The organism is Flavobacterium frigidarium DSM 17623, from assembly GCF_000425505.1.
GTDB lineage: Bacteria > Bacteroidota > Bacteroidia > Flavobacteriales > Flavobacteriaceae > Flavobacterium > Flavobacterium frigidarium.
The window spans coordinates 33,734-51,063 of sequence record NZ_AUDO01000019.1 but is presented as its reverse complement, the minus strand read 5'-3'; the positions used below and the strand labels follow the sequence as shown (position 1 = coordinate 51,063).

At 33.3% G+C, this 17,330-nt stretch carries 12 protein-coding genes; 4 read left to right on the top strand and 8 right to left on the bottom strand.

Annotated elements, in window-relative coordinates; translation table 11 throughout:
• The first annotated feature begins 129 nt into the window (after positions 1–129).
• From H603_RS0111275 to H603_RS0111265, 3 genes are read left to right on the top strand one after another with little or no spacing between them, the layout of a single operon-like run.
• Entirely contained in the window at positions 130–3,222 is a 3,093-nt protein-coding gene (locus H603_RS0111275) for a glycosyltransferase family protein (protein WP_035675918.1), read from the top strand.
• On the top strand, positions 3,219–4,454 hold the full coding sequence (locus H603_RS0111270) for a hypothetical protein (protein WP_035675916.1): 1,236 nt from the start codon (positions 3,219–3,221) through the stop codon (positions 4,452–4,454). Before H603_RS0111275 ends, H603_RS0111270 begins: the two co-directional genes overlap by 4 nt.
• Positions 4,441–5,994 (top strand): glycoside hydrolase family 2 TIM barrel-domain containing protein, encoded by a 1,554-nt coding sequence (locus H603_RS0111265; RefSeq protein ID WP_026708703.1) that lies wholly within the window; start codon positions 4,441–4,443, stop codon positions 5,992–5,994. The genes H603_RS0111270 and H603_RS0111265 overlap by 14 nt, the downstream gene beginning before the upstream one ends.
• A gap of 4 nt (positions 5,995–5,998) precedes the next feature.
• On the opposite strand, the gene H603_RS0111260 is transcribed toward H603_RS0111265, so the two are convergent.
• Positions 5,999–7,177: a glycosyltransferase gene (locus H603_RS0111260; protein WP_026708702.1), complete on the bottom strand. Its 1,179-nt coding sequence runs from the start codon at positions 7,175–7,177 to the stop codon at positions 5,999–6,001.
• Positions 7,178–7,228: 51 nt separating this feature from the next.
• Positions 7,229–8,479 carry an MATE family efflux transporter gene (locus H603_RS0111255; RefSeq protein ID WP_026708701.1) on the bottom strand — a complete coding sequence of 417 codons (1,251 nt, stop codon included), beginning with the start codon at positions 8,477–8,479 and terminating at the stop codon, positions 7,229–7,231.
• A gap of 531 nt (positions 8,480–9,010) precedes the next feature.
• On the opposite strand from H603_RS0111255, the gene H603_RS0111245 reads away from it, so the two are divergent.
• On the top strand, positions 9,011–11,002 hold the full coding sequence (locus H603_RS0111245; RefSeq protein ID WP_245576109.1) for a tetratricopeptide repeat protein: 1,992 nt from the start codon (positions 9,011–9,013) through the stop codon (positions 11,000–11,002).
• A 365-nt stretch (positions 11,003–11,367) separates the two neighbouring features.
• Here the strand turns inward: H603_RS0111245 and H603_RS0111240 are convergent, their stop codons facing one another.
• The 6 genes from H603_RS0111240 to H603_RS0111215 form a co-directional block, all read right to left on the bottom strand.
• The gene (locus H603_RS0111240; RefSeq protein WP_026708698.1) at positions 11,368–11,715 is read right to left on the bottom strand and encodes a hypothetical protein; all 348 of its coding nucleotides are present in this window, start codon (positions 11,713–11,715) and stop codon (positions 11,368–11,370) included.
• A 106-nt stretch (positions 11,716–11,821) separates the two neighbouring features.
• Positions 11,822–12,544: a LytR/AlgR family response regulator transcription factor gene (locus H603_RS0111235; protein ID WP_026708697.1), complete on the bottom strand. Its 723-nt coding sequence runs from the start codon at positions 12,542–12,544 to the stop codon at positions 11,822–11,824.
• Positions 12,545–12,555: 11 nt separating this feature from the next.
• Positions 12,556–12,873 (bottom strand): histidine kinase, encoded by a 318-nt coding sequence (locus tag H603_RS0111230; protein ID WP_026708696.1) that lies wholly within the window; start codon positions 12,871–12,873, stop codon positions 12,556–12,558.
• Positions 12,860–13,897, bottom strand: coding sequence for a sensor histidine kinase (locus H603_RS0111225; RefSeq protein ID WP_026708695.1), 1,038 nt, complete (start codon positions 13,895–13,897; stop codon positions 12,860–12,862). The genes H603_RS0111230 and H603_RS0111225 overlap by 14 nt, the downstream gene beginning before the upstream one ends.
• Entirely contained in the window at positions 13,897–15,030 is a 1,134-nt protein-coding gene (locus tag H603_RS0111220) for an FIST signal transduction protein (protein WP_026708694.1), read from the bottom strand. The genes H603_RS0111225 and H603_RS0111220 overlap by 1 nt, the downstream gene beginning before the upstream one ends.
• Before the next feature lie 2 nt (positions 15,031–15,032).
• On the bottom strand, positions 15,033–17,330 hold the full coding sequence (locus tag H603_RS0111215) for a PAS domain-containing protein (RefSeq protein ID WP_026708693.1): 2,298 nt from the start codon (positions 17,328–17,330) through the stop codon (positions 15,033–15,035).

Genomic DNA, 17,330 nt, shown 5'->3' with positions numbered 1-17,330 from the left:
ATTTGGATTTGGTTACTGTAAATATATTAAATATCCACGAACAACCAACAAAATATGAATCCTTACCCTGTATAATTTATCTAATTAACAGTTTAATCATTACTTTTACAAAAACATAACATTCGAGCCTTGGCAAAAGAGAAATCAAATAAATATTTAATTGTAGCATTGCTTATTGGAGTTGTTTTTCATTCCAGTGCGATCTTTTTTACTTTAGAGAGCACTTATGATGCCTTGATACACATGTTTTTTGCCCAGCACTATGCCACAAGCTGGTTCGAGCCGTGGAATTACAGTTGGTACACCGGCTTCACCGTTATGGGATACCCGCCACTTGTTCATCAAGCCATAGGGCTGCTTTCCTTAATTGGCGGTTTAAAATTTGGAATGTTTACCGTAGCCATCATAGGAATTGTACTCTTTATAACGGGTGTGTATCGCTATACTTTGATGATTACGGGTAACCGCACAGTAGCGGGTTATGCTGCAATTGTAGCTGTATTTTCATCGTCTTTTGTCGAAACGCTGCACATTTTTGGTCAATTACCCAGCATTATAGGTGTTTCTGTATTGATGCATTGCATGCCTGAAATATATCTTTGGATAAAAAATGGTAGAATCAGGCATCTTATTACCTCCTTTTCTTTACTAGCAGTAACCATCACCTCACATCATGTGACACCCATCTTTGGAATGATTTTCTTTATTTTCCCTTTGATAGGAACTGTAATTATGGATGTCGCTCGAGAGCAAGTCAACTCTTATAAAGAAATTAAATTCAAGCTGTTCTTAACTACTTTTTTCAAATTATTCAAGCGTATTGTTGCTTTTGGTGCAGGTTCGTTATTCCTTATCATCTTTTGTATCTTTCCTTATTGGGTAAATTCAAAAGCAAACCCTATTACACAGGTTCCTATTCCGCATGGTAGTAGGGATAATTTTATCGAAGTAAACTCATCTGGATTAATGTTTTTTGTGATTCCGTGGGGGATTTTGTTCTTCATCTTACCCTACATCCTTTACCGTTATTACAGCAAGCGGTACATTTGTTTTGGGTTGTCTATTTCCTTATTAATTGTTCTGGGAACTGGAGGAACTACCCCTATCCCATTAAAAGTATTAGGAGAAACGGCATTCAATATTTTAACCCTTGACCGTTTTACTCTATGGGCGTCTATCATGAGTTTACCCATGTTTGGAGAATTTGTTTATCGCTTGATTGAAGGCGACTTGAAAACGGCCATTCAAAACCGATTTGGTAATGTGTACCACCGTATTTTAGGAGCGTTATTTGCAGGATCATTTTTGTTTTTTGCTGGTTTCACTATCACTCTTGGATATTTCAGACCTTTCCAACCTCAAAAAATAAACACTTTACCTCTTGTTAACTTTTTAAATCAGGATCAACATGATCAGTGGCGTTTTCTACCGTTAGGTTTTGGGGATCAAATGGCCACATTATCATCTCAAACAAAAGCCAAAACAGTAGATGGAAACTACCACTCCGCTAGAAGATTGCCAGAACTAACCTCGAGAGCAATCGAACGATTGGAGAATTCGAAGTTTAGAGGAATGGAAGGAATTGGTTCCTTACAGCAATTCTTGACTGTTCCTGAAAAGTACAATTTAAAGTATGTTTTTTCGAATGATAAATTCTACGATCCCATACTCTACTTTTGTGGCTGGCACCGACTATCATTATTAGAAAACGGCATTATGGTATGGGAAAAACTGAATGTAGCCCCCTTACCAAAAGTATTACCTAAAGACGAGGTTCCTTTATATTTGAAACTAATGTGGGGAATAATTCCAGTGCTTACTGTGATACTCGCATTTGTAATAAACATTCAAAGCATCTTTTTTAAAGCATTAAAAATTAAGGATGAAGTTAAACCTGACTTCTTTAAATTTGTTGTTCCCTACAGTAAATTTCCGTTCAAAATTATTGTAATTCTCCATCTCTGGATTGTATTATTATTAGGAGTAATTGGGTACGGAATTTACCAATCGTACCTTTTTAATGCCTCACAAATTAGTCCTACAAATGTGGTTAAAGCCTATTATGATGCACTCGATTTTAAGTATTATGAGAAAGCGCATTCGTTTATTAACCCCGAAAGCCACCTTTCTATTTCGCAGTTCATGCTAGAGACATCGGTTGCTGATGGTATTTTAAATTCTTACGCAAAACTCGATGCTATCGAAATTAAAGTTATTAAAAGCGGGGATAAAAGAGCGACACTAGTAGCCAAAACAAAATGGATTACGCCACTCGAAATTATCAATAAAGATTATTATCACGAGGCAGTAAAACAGAAAGGAAAATGGTATCTGGTGCCTAACAAACAGCCACTTGATATTCCGCCAGATCAATTCTTGGCAAATAACTCGACCGAATATTACAAACAAGGAAGACGAAAAATAACAACCCAGCAAACCTACCACGAGGATGTTTTAAAACAACCTGAACTCGAAATCTTATCGGCAAAACTTATACAATATAAAGGGGAATACATCATCATAGGTGAATTACAAAACATCGATAATTTCCCTGCAGATGTGGTACTCAAATCTACTTTGTACAACCATAATGATAAAGTTTTGGCTACCTTTAATGCTAAGGATGTTATCAAACATAAAATAATGCCTAAGGAGACAACGCCTTTCAAAGTGAATTTTGAAGAAATATCGTGGCTAAATAAGGGCGTGAGTCAACCTACAACTTTCAATCCTAATGAATATACACCAAAGGACATAAGTGAAACACCTGCTAATTTTGACATACAATCTGCCGGGAATGTTGCTATTACTGATTTCTACATACAAGTAGCTTTGTCTGACTTAAAGATTGAGAACAACCATCTTAAAGGAACGCTATTTAATTATGGAATACAAGAAGTGACTGTTCCTGAGCTTTTAATTTCTTACTACACTGATAAAAAAGAGTTATTATACGTGGACCACTACTTTTTAAGAGAAGGCGTGCGCGTGCAAAGAAAACAATATTTTGACTATAAAATGCTAGATTTATCGAGTTGTAAAATCATACTCTCGTCTTTAGAAAATTGCTATGTAAATGGTTTGCCAAACGGAAATCTCGCGAGAACGATTATACCAAACCGGGACAGAGAGGTCGAAAAAGACTTGCTGCAAAAAGTAGATGGGAAAGGTTTTAGCTTTATAAAAATAGAAATGAATAATTACATCGGTAATCCAAAATGATAAAAAAAAGCCTACATATTGTATTCCCCATTCTACTTGTTTTTTTGTTTGCTTTCGCTGCAGCGAAAATAAATAATCAAGCCGATAGTTTTATACTACAAAGTAAGCAACAGCGTTTTATTGCAGGCAAGCCTATCACTTTATCATTTAGTAGTACATCAAAAACAGCAAATCCAAAACTGTTTTTAATACATACTTATGGGAAAACGGTGCTGGATTCACAAAATAACAACGGACAGATTACCTTTAAAATCCCAGCCATGTATTGCTTGAAAACAGGCGTATTATCCTGGTATTTGATTCAAGATGAAACAAAAATTACTAATGGTAGTTTTACCATTTTACCTAACGACAATACTGTCACCAAAATCGAGAACTATCTAGGACCGCCTAGCTTGCTTACGGGCACAGACCATTTTACTATGATGGTTGCAATACCTACCGATAAATTTGACAACCCAAAACAAGATGGAACAGAAGTGTTGATTAAAGATCAGTTTTTAAATGACATTACAGTAACACAAAAAACAACTAAGTCATTTATTGCTTGGAAAAATATTTATTCAAGAACTAAATCAGGTAAGATGCTACTATCTACTGAATGCAACAACACGGATTCTAAAGAATTTGAAACCGAAGTTAAGCCTTCTATAGGTGAAGATTTTACGATTGATTTTTCTCGAAACCACAGCTTTGCTGATGGAAACCAGATTACAAGTCTGACTACATCGATTATCAAAGATCGCTATGGCAACCTTGTAGGAGACGGCACGCTAGTAACTTTTCAGGTTGTAACAAATGAAAACGTCTTACTTAAAACCTATGCATCAACCATTAATGGTGTAGCAATAGGACAGCTTTTACATCCTGATCATCAAGATACTTTCAAGGTTAAAGCGTATATTACAGGTATTGCACAAAGCAAAACTATTAGTATACCTTATTTACCTTTAATTAAAAACTTTAAGTACACATTTACAGAAAAAAACCGAAGAATTACTGTGGGGCCCGTGCGAAGTTTCATGAAACAATTGGTTCCTGATGGTGTAAAGGTCGAACTTAAAATATTCCGAAATGAAGAATTACTTGAAACTAAAATTGTGGAAACAAACAAAGGAATTGCAACTTTTATTTTGCTTGCCCCATTTTATCCTGAAAAGGAGTACCAATTTGAAATAACAACTTTGGGTATTACCCAAAAAACAGATACAAAACAGTATGAAGTTAATTAACAACCGCAATATTTACAAGACGGCCTTTGCGCTGTCCTTTATTTTAATTAGTATTTTCACGATGCTAGGTATTGGGCGCGTTCTTGATTATTTAAATACAGGCGCCAGTAGAACCAGCATGCTGCATCTTGAAACCGAAAGTGAAGATGTTTATTTACCTAAAGTTTCTTGGACTAATTTAGTTAATCCAGCTCGAGAAATGGAGAAAAACACACTTGGAAAACTGGAACGAGATTACCTTTTTTCGTGGTATGTGAAAAATAATGCTTTAGAGCACAACACTTCAAAAGGCATAGCGGATTACTATACTCAAAATACCCGACATAACTTATATCAAACGGTAAATTACAACAAAGCTCACGACATCACCATTGAAAACACTACACTAAAACATTTCCCTGACCTCGAATTCTATAGCGAAGACGGGCAGCTAGTGGTTTTTAAAGATCGAAATGTAATTGAATATCAAAAAATTTATCAGAATAAAAAGTTACTCAGCATTGTTCAAGACACGGCCAGTTATCAAGTAATGATGTTACTAGAAGATGGTTTCTGGAGGGTGCGTCATTTATTAAAAATGGATGCCGAACCTTTTATAAAAGACAGCATACAGCCACATCCCATCTATACTGTATCTAAAAATAAAATTCTAAAAAACAACAAACCTTATACCATCAAGGGGATTAATTACTATCCTAAAAATTCGGCTTGGGATACCTTTGGGGAACGATTTAACAAGGATACTATTGCTCAAGATTTTGACATAATCAAAAAAGCCAACCTCAACACTGTTCGCATTTTCATTCAGTATGGTGATTTTGGTAAAGCTGTCATCCATCCCGAAAAGATGCAAAAGTTAAAAACATTTTTAGATTTGGCTCAAGCCAAAAATTTAGCAGTAATCGTAACATTATTTGATTTTTACAGTGATTATACGTTAGAGAGTTGGACCTTAACACACCGCCACGCTGAGAATATTGTTTCAACTTTTAAAGATCATAAAGCAATACTCGCTTGGGACTTAAAAAACGAACCTAATCTCGACTTTGAAAATAGAGACAAAGGAAATGTACTTGCTTGGTTAGAGCACATGACGACAGTCATTAAAGAGAATGATCCCAATCACTTACTAACGATAGGATGGTCAAATTCTGTGGAAGCCACCAACCTTTCAGACAAAGTAGATTTTATTTCGTATCACTTTTACAACGATATTACTCATGTAGAATATGAAACAAATAAGCTAATGAAAAGTACTCAAAAACCTGTGGTGATTGAAGAGTTTGGAATTCCCTCGTATGGTGGGATTTGGAATTTTTGGGAAAGCAGCATTCAAAAACAAGCTGACTATCATAAGCAGATTCAAACTTACTTCAAGAAAAATGATTACTCATTCATGTCCTGGACGCTTTATGACTTTCCACAAGTTCCTGATCAAGTAGCTGGAAAATGGCCTTGGCAAAAATACCGACAAAAGAAATTCGGGTTCATTGATGAAAAAGGAATCAACAAACCCGCATTTAAGTATATTTCGAACTAAAAAATTATTTTTTTGACTGGATAATTTCCTTGAAAGTGTCCATGTACATTCCTGTAATTTTATCCATAGAAAGTGCGCTGGCAGCTTTATAATTTTGCATAGCGATTGCTTTTCTATTCGAATCATTATTGATGATTTTTTCGATTGCTTGCGCTAAAGATTCGGCGCTTTCAGGATCAAAGAATTCCCCTTTGTAACCTTCCTCTTCGACTAATAAAGCCAAGTCACCTAGATCAGGCATTACAACCGCCTTACCATAGCTACCTGCTTGATGCAAAACTCCTGAACTTCCAGTAGTTGAAGTATAGGGGAACGCAACGACAGTACTGTCACCAAAGATTACAGGAACATCGCTTTCCTCTACATAACCTGTAAATCGAAGTCCTTCTACATGTTTGTACTTTTCTTGAACTGCGGCTAGGTAACCTGGTGTGTTAGGACTATCTGTTCCTGCTATGACTACTTCTATTTTTTCTGTACTACGTTGTCGTATTATGATGGCGGCATCTATAAGAATTTCGACCTTTTTATAAGTACCAAACTTACCAAAAGCCATAATTTGTTTTGGTCCAGGCGCTAGTTCAAAGGAAGGTTCAGGGATGCTATCGAAAGTGCCGTGCGGAATCACTTTTACATTTTTTACCTTATACTTTTTCTCTAATACTTCGACATATTTATTAATAGTTACTGCAACAACATCAGATTTTAAAATGAATTTGGTTAAACTAGTTCCAATAAAATTATAAATTTTTTGAGCCATTTTATTATCTGTAAAACCGGCACTCTCTAAGTCCACTTGTTCTAATATATTATGCAATAAGGAAACCGTGGGTACATTACTTGCACGCAATACTACAGGAATCATCAAACCTAAAGCTGCTGGAACCTTTTTATCACCAAATTTCATGAACTGGAGATTAATTAAAACTGCATCTGGCTTTTCCTCACGAATTGCAGCACTAATAGATATAATATTTGTGAAGCTATTAAACGACCAGCATTCGTTGACTTTTACTTTGTTACTATTTTCAAAGTCAAGTTGTTTTGGCTGCTCTGTTTTGTCGCATAATAAGACAACCTCTGAAACATCGTTTTTTTGAGCAAAATTTTTAACTAAATGGTATCCGTACTCATTTAAGGTAACTTTGCTCGGTGGAAAGGCGGTGATAACAGCAATTTTCATCGTAGTATAGATTTGGTTGGAGATTCAACTAGTCGTTGTTATTAACGCTAGTTACTTTTTATTTTTATAGAAGAAATAACAAAGTTGGAAAAACAATAAAACAATCATAGCGAATATTTGCATGTGCACTACTTGTTCTAACGAATTATGGTAAGCTATGATTAAGCCTATTTGTGTGGAACCTAAGATTGCCGATACAACTACCGGTAAATATTGATCTAAAGACAAATAGTAATAAGCAAAAATATTTGCTACTGCAAAGAGCGAGGTTGCTAAAGCGTACTTCCAGAGAAGAAACGAAATAGAAAGATACTCTTGACCAAACATAATACCAACAACGAACTCTGGAAACAAAGCTGTAAATGTTACAATGAATGTAGACAGTAGCACGATGTAACCAACATACTTCATTAAAATAGGTAGTGTCTCTTGATTGTCTTTTTTCATCTGGATGACTTTAGGCAAGAGTAGCATTACAAACATCCAGGCTACAAAATAAACTACTCGTCCTATCAAGGCTAAGGAAGCATACAAACCAGCATCTTTACTGTCAAAAAAGTGTTTCACTAAAATGATGTCACTGTTGTTGATAATAATTTGTGTAAGTTCATAAAAAGCAGTCAACAAAAAAAAGTTCCTAATTGATTTTGTGTCTATTGTGATCTTGCTTGGTATTGTTAGCCCTTTCAAAATTGTTTTTTGAAAAGGAAGTACGCCAAAAACGAAAGAAAATAAAATTCCCAGCGCCACAATAATAGAGGTAGCAACGTTAGGTAGCAACAGTAATCCCGCTAGCGTCAACAGCAACCTACTCGCCATTTCTGTTTGATAGGTAGTTGCTAATTTATTTAATACATTTTGTCCTTGATATAAACCTCTATTAACACTCATCATAAAGTACAATGGAATACCAAAACCGAAAATATAAAACATTGCAGCCGTCTTAGTATGGAAAGCGGCTTGTAATTCTTGATTAAAAATAATAATAGCAAGTCCAAAGAGCACACCTATAATCGATGCATATTTAGTAATCAGTTTAATAAATACCAGCAAACTACTTTCTTCAAATAAAACTGCGTACTTAGCGGTGACAATCTGGAAGGTCATCCCCACAAAAGAAAGTATTAATAATAATGTAATTAAAATTGCTGCATCAGAAAAAGCTTCTGGCCCTAGCATTCTACCTAATATTAAGTTGTAGAGGTAATTCCCTCCATTAACTAATAAGATGGTTACCATGAAGAGCTGTTCAGGACCTAATTTTCGAGGTATTTTAGCAATTAAATTGGAAACTAAATTCATTCCTTGTATTTATTAATATACGTTACAGTAATATATTGCAATGGTGTGAAGCTTCAAATTGATCATTTACAATCTTATTTTTTTTACCTATTATAAAAAATGATTTGTCGCTCAATAGTATTTTTTCTTGAAGGAGGACAACTCTATTTATTGCATACGTATCGATTGATGTAATTTTTTCTAATGAAAGGACAATACCAGTCTCATTTAAAATTATAGCATTCATATGATTCTCTAAATATACACTGTTTTGGGAATTTAACAATCCTTTAATTTCATAAACACCCGAATTATAATTTATTTTTAAAGCTATAATTTTTTACTTTTTTGGTTCTTTTGTTGCCACAAATGTCGGCTTTATCCTAAAAACGGTTATTATTGTTAGATGAATGACTTAAAAGTGTAGATGAAATATTACTAATTAATCCTTAACTTGCATCATCGAACCCTAGATCACTATTCATGAAATTTTCCCACAAAATTATCCTATCATTTTTTTGTATCATTAGCTTCACAATGCATGCCCAAGACATGAAAAAAGGCTTTTCTCAATTGGAGAAAGGAGATTTTGCAAGTGCAGAAGTTTTTTTCAAGGAAATACTAAAAGAATATCCTGAAAATAAAACAGCGCGACTTTGTTATGCAAGAGCTATTGGATTAAACAATAAAGCTGACCAGGCATTAATCAATTTTATACAATTAAAAAAAGAGTATCCTGGCGACTTAGAAATTGAGCTCAACTATGCTGAGGCTTTGCTTTGGAATAAAAAATATGACGAGGCCAAGGTGTTTTACCAAGAAGTTATAAAAGACAATCCTACAAATTTTGTAGCCCATTTGGGATTTGCTAATACCTTGTCTAATTTAAAAGAGTATCCTGAGGCGTTGATTAATGTTAATAAAGCATTGCAATTATCAGATGCAAATCCAGGAGCTTTAGTTTCAAGAAAATATATTAAATTAGGCTATGCCTACCAATTAGTGAACGAAAAGAAATTTGATGATGCAGCAATTTACTATGATGAGATTCTGGCTGATTTCCCTTTAGACAAAGAGACGTTAATGAACAAAGCAAATATGTATCTTATTACTAAAGAGATTCAAAAAGGAAAAGATGTCTATAATTTACTAAAACCTGACAATCCAGTAATTGCTTTAAATGGTTTATCACTACTCGAGCATATTGATAAAAAGGAAAAAACTGCTTTAAAGCTAGCTACAGAATCTTTAGAAAAATCACAAACTATCACAGATGAAAGTTTAAAGAAGCAAACGCAAGAGCGTTATGTGCAAGCATTGATTTGGAATAAAAAATACAAGGAAGCTGACTCGTATATAGAGAAACTAGAAACTACAAATAGTAATGAAAACTGGGTACTTTCTCTTGCTGCAACATTAGCAATATATAAAAGTAATTTTCCCGAAAGTATTACTAACTACCAACAAATATTAAAAAATGACAGCAAATCATTTGATGGAAATTTAGGGATAGCAAATGCATTTAAAGCATCTGGGGAAATTAGCTTAGCTTATCAAGCGGCGGTTACTACTCTAGAAGTTTTTAACAATCAAAGTGATGCCTTAAATTTTATAAAAAAGTTAAAGGAAGACTACACTCCATATGTAGAACAAAAATTTAGTTACTCCTTTGATAATGGTGACAATACAGCAATGGCATCTCACACCGAAATCAATTTACCATTGTCAACAAAATGGTCTGTAAACAGCACCTATCAATTTAGAAAAACTGATAATAAAGTAACAAGCGCTAATGCAGAAAGTAATGATTTTCTATTAGGCGCCACCTATCAGTTTCACCCAAAGATTAGTTACGCATTTGAAGTGGGTGTAAATTCAGCCAATTCTGTTACTACAAGCTATAACCAGCTTCTAATTCACACCTACTTTAAAATTAAACCTTTAAAACTTCAAGATTTAGAAGTTGGGTATAAAAGAGAGATGCAAAATTTTAACTCTGACTTAATTGATAAAGAGATTGCAACAAACAACTATTACTTTAATTATAATTTAAGTACCAATTTTAATTTTGGATGGTTTACACAATACTTTTTTACAGCTCAAACTGATAATAACAATAGAAATTTATTATTTACTTCATTCTATTATAACTTCATGTCTAATCCCGTTCTAAAAGGTGGACTTAATTATCAATACATAGCATTTAAAGATCGTGTACCTGCAGATTACTTTAGTCCTAAAAAGTTTAATGCAGTAGAGTTATTCCTAGAGTTACTTCGAGATGAAAAGGGTGTGGAAGCTAAATCATGGTTTTACAATGCAAATCTTGCAACAGGTTTTCAATTTATAGAAGATGATAGCAAACAATGGACGTACCGTGTCCAAGGAAAAATAGGTTACAAATTTTCAGATCGATTGTTAAGCAACTTTTATGTAACTAGAAGTAATATTGCATCTACCACAGCATCTGGTTTTACATTTAATGAATTTGGGTTACGTATAAAATGGAATTTAACAAGCCAGCCCCTATTTAAAATCAAGTAAAGAACGCTTCTCTTTAAAGGCATTGCTTAAAAAATATAGTACAAAAAAAAGACTGCTCGTGGTAGCAGTCTTTTTTTTGGATATTAACTAAAAGGACAGTCAATACTAAATTTGTTTTTTGAAAACTTGCGATATTCTTTTACAATCTTATTCCTTGACAGGTATTAAAATGTAAGTGGTTTTTAAATCTTATTTCATTTTGGGACAAAAAAGGTGATTTGATGATGTTTTCAATTCAAAGTTAAGTACAACTGTCTGAACTTTTTTAATGTTTTCGATGAGATCAAATTTGCATTCGACCAGTGGTAATTTTTAGACGTTCAGATAGAATTTTGAGCATATTACTTTTTTAGGTTAAAGTAATTTTAATTAGCTAGCTGCAACTCATTTCTGTCAAATCCTATTAAACTACGTATCTCACTAGTGTTAGGTAAAACTAGTTCTCCATTGTGGTTAACAAAAAATGATTTAATAAGTGCATGGCTTACCATAATAGTATTTTTGCTTTTACTGCTAATGCTTTTTGTTTCTAGCTTATTATTGGGACCAGCCCAATTCGCATTATAACAGTAACCTAAACCGTTAATTCTTACAAAAGTTATATTACTATCATTTATCATAGTCCACCGCTTAGATATTAAATAGTAACCTGTAGCATCATCATCGATCTGATTTACATTTGCACTTCCTGTAATAGTTAAATTGATTTCCATAGCTATCGTTTTAAATACAACTCTAATGTACAATAATTTAGATAAAACAACATATTTAATCGATGAACTACATTATTAACATTAATTCACAAGATTAAACTTACGTTTACAAAACATTTAACCGATTTAATAGCTCTGTTCTATTAGAACGACTGACTGGTACAACGTCTTTAGCTATTAAGACACTATTGTCTTCAATATCTATAATTTTACTAATGTTAATTATAAAGGAGCGATGCACCTTCAAGAAAATGTCTTTGGGTAATTTGTCTTCGATTTTTTTAAGAGTAGAATGAACGATATAATTTTTAATTTCAGTTTTAATATGAATATAATCTCCTTTAGCTTCGATTATATTAACTGAATTAAAATTAATTTTTATTAATCTGCGATCAATATTAACATAAAAATTTTCATCGACGACTTCATCAGTTTCGACTTTCAGTTCCTTATTTAATTGTTTATTTTCAGGTTCTGCTAGTAATGATGATACTTTATGAATGGCTTTAATAAATCGAGATTCGGTAATTGGTTTTACGAGATAATCAACAATACATTCATATTCAAATGCTTCAATAGCAAAGTTCCTATCAGATGTTACAAGTATAACATGTGGAGGGTCTTTTATAGTTTGGATAAAATCAAAGCCCGTGAAGTTAGGCATGTGAATGTCTAGAAAAATAACATCTACCTGATTTTGATTTAAAAACTTGATTGCTTCAATGGCGCTACAAAATTCACCTACGACCTTATAATTAGTAAAATTAGCCACGAATTGCGACATAATAGCCCTAGCCATTTCTTCATCATCTATAATAATGCAATTCATTTAAGGTTGTTTTACAGTTGTACAACAAACTCTTCCATAGCTTTTAATATTAATTCAAAATTATCTTTTAAGGCTACTGAGTTATCATTTAAATTATCTTCATAATCAGAAGCAAGATAATAACTTTTTTCGAGACCTAAAATGGAAACTTTGTGTTTTAATTTATGTACTGCTTGTGCAGCCTGAGTATAATCTGGTAATGCCATTTGTTCTTGATATGTCCCAATTTCTACTGGAAGTTCTCTTTTTAGTATCCCAATAATTTTGATCTTAAATTCTTCATTACCGCCAGATAAATCGTTTATGTAATTTAGATTAGGCTTCTCCATTTGTTTTTGGTATTGTGAAATAAAAGGTTGAACCTACTTTTTCTTGACTTTCAAGCCAAATTCTCCCTTTATAATATTCAATTATTTTTTTTACTATTGACAATCCTATTCCTGAGGAATTTCCTTCGCTGTGTAATTTAGTGAAAACCTCGAATATCTTAGATTGATACGCCTCTGGAATCCCAACTCCGTTGTCTGAAATTTTAAAATTATAGTCTTGATCACTCTCTGAACTAGAAATGGTAATTACAGGATTTTCTTTATCATTATACCTTACAGCATTATCTATTAAATTTTGAAAAAGCTGCTTCAATCTAAAATCATTGCCTAATAACTTGGGTAGTGGATTATCGATCGAAACTGAAACTCGTTCGGAAATATTCATCGTTTTTAAAAGGTCTGCCACTAGTATATTTAGATCAATACTCCGGGTTTCATGCGACTGACTTTCGATAGAGGAATAATTTAAAATCCCATTAATCAGTAAATCCATTTTTTCGACATTAAAAAGTATTTTATGTAGAGACTTCGTATTAGTTCCATTCATCATCTCATGGTTGTCTTGCATGAACCAATTTACTAATGTATCAATAGTCCTCAATGGTGATTTTAAATCATGTGATACCATATGCGCATACTCGCTTAAAGCTACATTTTGCTTCTCTAAGTTCACTAAAAGCTCTTCTCTTTGCTTATTTATTCGAACAATTTCTATTGATTGGTTCTTGATATAATCAGATGAGTCAAAATTTTCTTCTATCAAGGTAAGTTCAGGATCTAAACTCATTGACTCTAAAATTTTCTTCAGGTTTTTATTAACCTCCTTTAAGCTTTCTGCTTCATCACGTAATTTTTGATTAGCATCAAATAATTCATCCGAGCTTATCTTCATTGCGCGTTGTAACATATCAATTTGACTCTCGTAATTTAAGTACGACTCATCAACTGCTTCTAAAAAAACATCTAAATCGTTGAGACCTCCCTTAAGCTTTTTATCTATCTGTCTTTTTAATAATGAATGCATTACTCGCTAATTAAGGTTAGTGTCATTGTTTGATTATGTAATTCACACGAGGTGCTCCCATTAAACGGAGCCATTTCACCGTAAGAGTAAAAGCCTGCTAACGGCACATTATCTCCCACAACTTCTCTTACTTGTTCAATTTCTTCTTCTACTCTTTGATTCATAACTAATTTTCTTCCTATACAACTAACTAATAATGCTAGCTCTGGTCTATTTTTTCTATTAGTCATCGCCAAATCTGCAGCAGTTTGAGCACCTTGAGCAATACCATCCACAGATGCCATCATTAATTGTACTCTTGAATTTACAGGAACATCTCCAGCGAGTATCATTGATTGATCTTCGTCATTTATGTTTAAAATTGTACGTACAACGGGATCTTTCTTTCCATCTGGAGTTACATTCAATGGATATAACAACGATGCTTGAGGGAGTTCATTTGATTTCTCTCCCAAATACTTTTTATACAAATCAAGAGCAGGCTGCCCATCAATTTCATATAAAATATTACCTTCAGATCTAGTGATAATACGCTCGGGACCAAATGGAATCCAACCACCAAAACTTGCATAAGATATTTCTAAACTATCTCCATAAAAACCTATTAAAATAACTTCTCCCTCTTTTGGATTTTCTTTAAACGAAGCTACGGTCTTTTCAAAACGCGCATCATCGCCACACATACCTCCAGTAATGGACAAACTCGCATTAAGATTAATTTCTAATCCATTAATTAACGAACTACCATTTACAAAACTACCTTCTGAAAGTACAAACAAATGTTTTAAATTATCCTTTGGCATTTTTTCATAAAGTGACTTGCCTAATTCAACTGCATTTTTATTAAAATCTAAAATATTTTCTCTCTCAACTTTATACGTAGCATTTTCAAATTCTATTGCTGTTACCGAAATAGAATTGTCATTAACATGACAACATAATATTTCACCTGCCGTAGACCCAAAAACAATATTCTCATACGGGAATTCTGTTCTAATATTCTCAATGATTTCAGATTTCTCTAATAGATAGCGATTACCAAAAACTAAAACTAAAGGATTGTTAAGAATTGCTTTCTGTTGGAAATATTCCCATTGTTTGCCGTCTTTTTTATATGCTTGAATAATTTTCATAGTTATTTTTTAAGTTTAACGTAAAAGGTAGTTCCAATTCCTTCCTCACTCTCTAACCAAATTTCACCTTTATAAAAATCAATTACTTTTTTCACTATGGATAAACCTAATCCTGTAGAATGCTTACTGTTAGTAAACGTTTTGAATGTCTCAAATATTTTAGAATGAATTTCTTTTGCCATTCCTATCCCGTTGTCTTTTATCGAAAAAACAAAACTAGTCTCTAATTCCTCAGCTGCAATTTCTACTAATCCTTCCTTTTTTTCAATATAATTCACGGCGTTACCAATTAAATTTTGAAACAATTGTTGAATTTTAAAACGGTCGGCTTTTATAGTAGGTAATGTATCGACAATCCTTATCGTGATGTGTTGTGGTACGTGAATAATACCGATAATACTACTTATTATCGCATGGGTATCTACACTCTCGTTTCTAGTTTCGTCTTTATCAATTTTAGAATAAGTCAATATTCCTTCGATTAGATGATCCATTTTTTCGACTTTGTGCTCTATTAGAGAGAAATATTTGATGGTTTGTTCGTCAAAACTATTCTCGTTCTCTTCTTTAATCCATGATATTAAAGAATTTATACTGCGCAACGGAGATTTTAAATCGTGCGATACAATTTGAGCATAGTCTTCTAGCTCTTTGTTGGTTTTTGCTAAATCACTTATTAAATTCTCTTTTTGATCTTCAAGATTTTTTTGTGCTGTAATGTCCTCTTCTATAGCAAAGTATTTAATTATAGCACCTTCTTTATCATATAATGCCTGCCCTTGAATTCTAACCCAATATTTTTCTTTGGTTTTAGAGTAATTGACGATCTCGCAATTAAATGGCAATCCTTTTTTTATTTGTTCTCTAAGGTATTTCACTGAATTTAAATCAGAGTCGGCTCCTTGAAGTAAGCGACCAGGTCTGCAACCTATAATTTCCTCCTGAGTATATCCTGACATTCTTAAAAAACTGCCATTTGCCCACTCTATATAGCCTTGGGCATCACATATAATAACCGCATTAATATTTTTCTCGGCAATTAACGATAGTAGATACAACTGCTCTTCTTGGTTTTTTTGACCCGTAATATCTAGATGTATGCCTATTGAGCCTATTACGTTTCCTTGAAGGTCATAATTTGGAGCTCCACTAACCAACCATGATTTTCTTTCTTTATTTTTATTTATAGCAGTAACTTCAAAAGAATCTGTTATTTCATTATTCCTTAAAATTCCTTTTGATTCTATCAATTTTATACTTTCTGGAGACAAAAATTTAATTGCTGCTTTTTCACCTAATAAATCGTTTAATGCAAAGCCACTCATTTCTAAAAAGCTTTGATTTGCCATAGTGATTCGATCGTCTAAATCTACTTCAAGCAAGCCTAAATTCATGTTTGCAATGATGCTTCGGTATTTTTCTTTCTCAATTTCTAGACTTTCGTCGTATCTTTTTTTGAGTGACACATCTTCTAGTATAGCAAAATATTGTGTAGCAACACCTTCATCGTTCACTATGGGTTGTCCTTTAACACGCGACCAAAATGAGTTACCATCTTTTCGAGCGTGATGTAAATCCACCTCAAAGGATTCACTTGCATTGAACGCAGCAATCATCTTTACTATTTCTTCCTTGTCTGTTTTTGATGTTCTACCTACTTCAAGAGGGGTCTTACCTAATATATCTTCTCTATCAAAACCAGTTAAACTAGTGTATGCATCATTACACCAAAAAATAGTTCCATCGAGTTTTGTAAAAACAACTCCGTTTTTATTAGCACTGGCAACATACGACAAGCGATTCAACTCTTCTTGGTCTGATTTAAGTTGGTTTCTTTGTCGATTTATCGTTAGCAGTAATTCTTTTAATTCTTTAGAAGTATTCTCGGCATTATTTAAAACGTGCAGTAAATCGAGTAGAGGATCATTATGAGCAAAATCTTCAAATGTTAAATCTCTATTGATTACCTCATTCATTGATGTGAACCAAGGTGACCCCACAAATAATAGGGTGTCGTCCATGATTTCAAACTGACCTCTAAGTGTTAGATCAGTTTTTGCATATTTTAATAGAATGTGTTGTTTGTCGTTTTTTAATAGCTCTGCAAACGACACCATTTCTAATTGTGGTCTTGTGACAGCAAAACAGTTGCTAAATGATGCATTTCTTTCTAGATCTGGACAAACTTTAGCAAGACTTTTTCCAAAGTTTATTATCTTTAAATCTGAACTTAACTGAAAATAGAATGGAAATATTCTATTAAAACTATCTTCATTAAAATGCATTGCTACTTCAGCCAT

What these genes read in the sequence shown, in the direction of transcription:
- H603_RS0111270 (WP_035675916.1), top strand. Translation starts at nt 3,219, where the DNA reads ATGATAAAAAAAAGCCTACATATTGTATTCCCCATTCTACTTGTTTTT.
- H603_RS0111265 (WP_026708703.1), top strand. Translation starts at nt 4,441, where the DNA reads ATGAAGTTAATTAACAACCGCAATATTTACAAGACGGCCTTTGCGCTG.
- H603_RS0111260 (WP_026708702.1), bottom strand. Translation starts at nt 7,177, where the DNA reads ATGAAAATTGCTGTTATCACCGCCTTTCCACCGAGCAAAGTTACCTTA.
- H603_RS0111255 (WP_026708701.1), bottom strand. Translation starts at nt 8,479, where the DNA reads ATGAATTTAGTTTCCAATTTAATTGCTAAAATACCTCGAAAATTAGGT.
- H603_RS0111245 (WP_245576109.1), top strand. Translation starts at nt 9,011, where the DNA reads ATGAAAAAAGGCTTTTCTCAATTGGAGAAAGGAGATTTTGCAAGTGCA.
- H603_RS0111240 (WP_026708698.1), bottom strand. Translation starts at nt 11,715, where the DNA reads ATGGAAATCAATTTAACTATTACAGGAAGTGCAAATGTAAATCAGATC.
- H603_RS0111235 (WP_026708697.1), bottom strand. Translation starts at nt 12,544, where the DNA reads ATGAATTGCATTATTATAGATGATGAAGAAATGGCTAGGGCTATTATG.
- H603_RS0111230 (WP_026708696.1), bottom strand. Translation starts at nt 12,873, where the DNA reads ATGGAGAAGCCTAATCTAAATTACATAAACGATTTATCTGGCGGTAAT.
- H603_RS0111225 (WP_026708695.1), bottom strand. Translation starts at nt 13,897, where the DNA reads ATGCATTCATTATTAAAAAGACAGATAGATAAAAAGCTTAAGGGAGGT.
- H603_RS0111220 (WP_026708694.1), bottom strand. Translation starts at nt 15,030, where the DNA reads ATGAAAATTATTCAAGCATATAAAAAAGACGGCAAACAATGGGAATAT.
- H603_RS0111215 (WP_026708693.1), bottom strand. Translation starts at nt 17,330, where the DNA reads ATGGCTGAAGTAGCAATGCATTTTAATGAAGATAGTTTTAATAGAATA.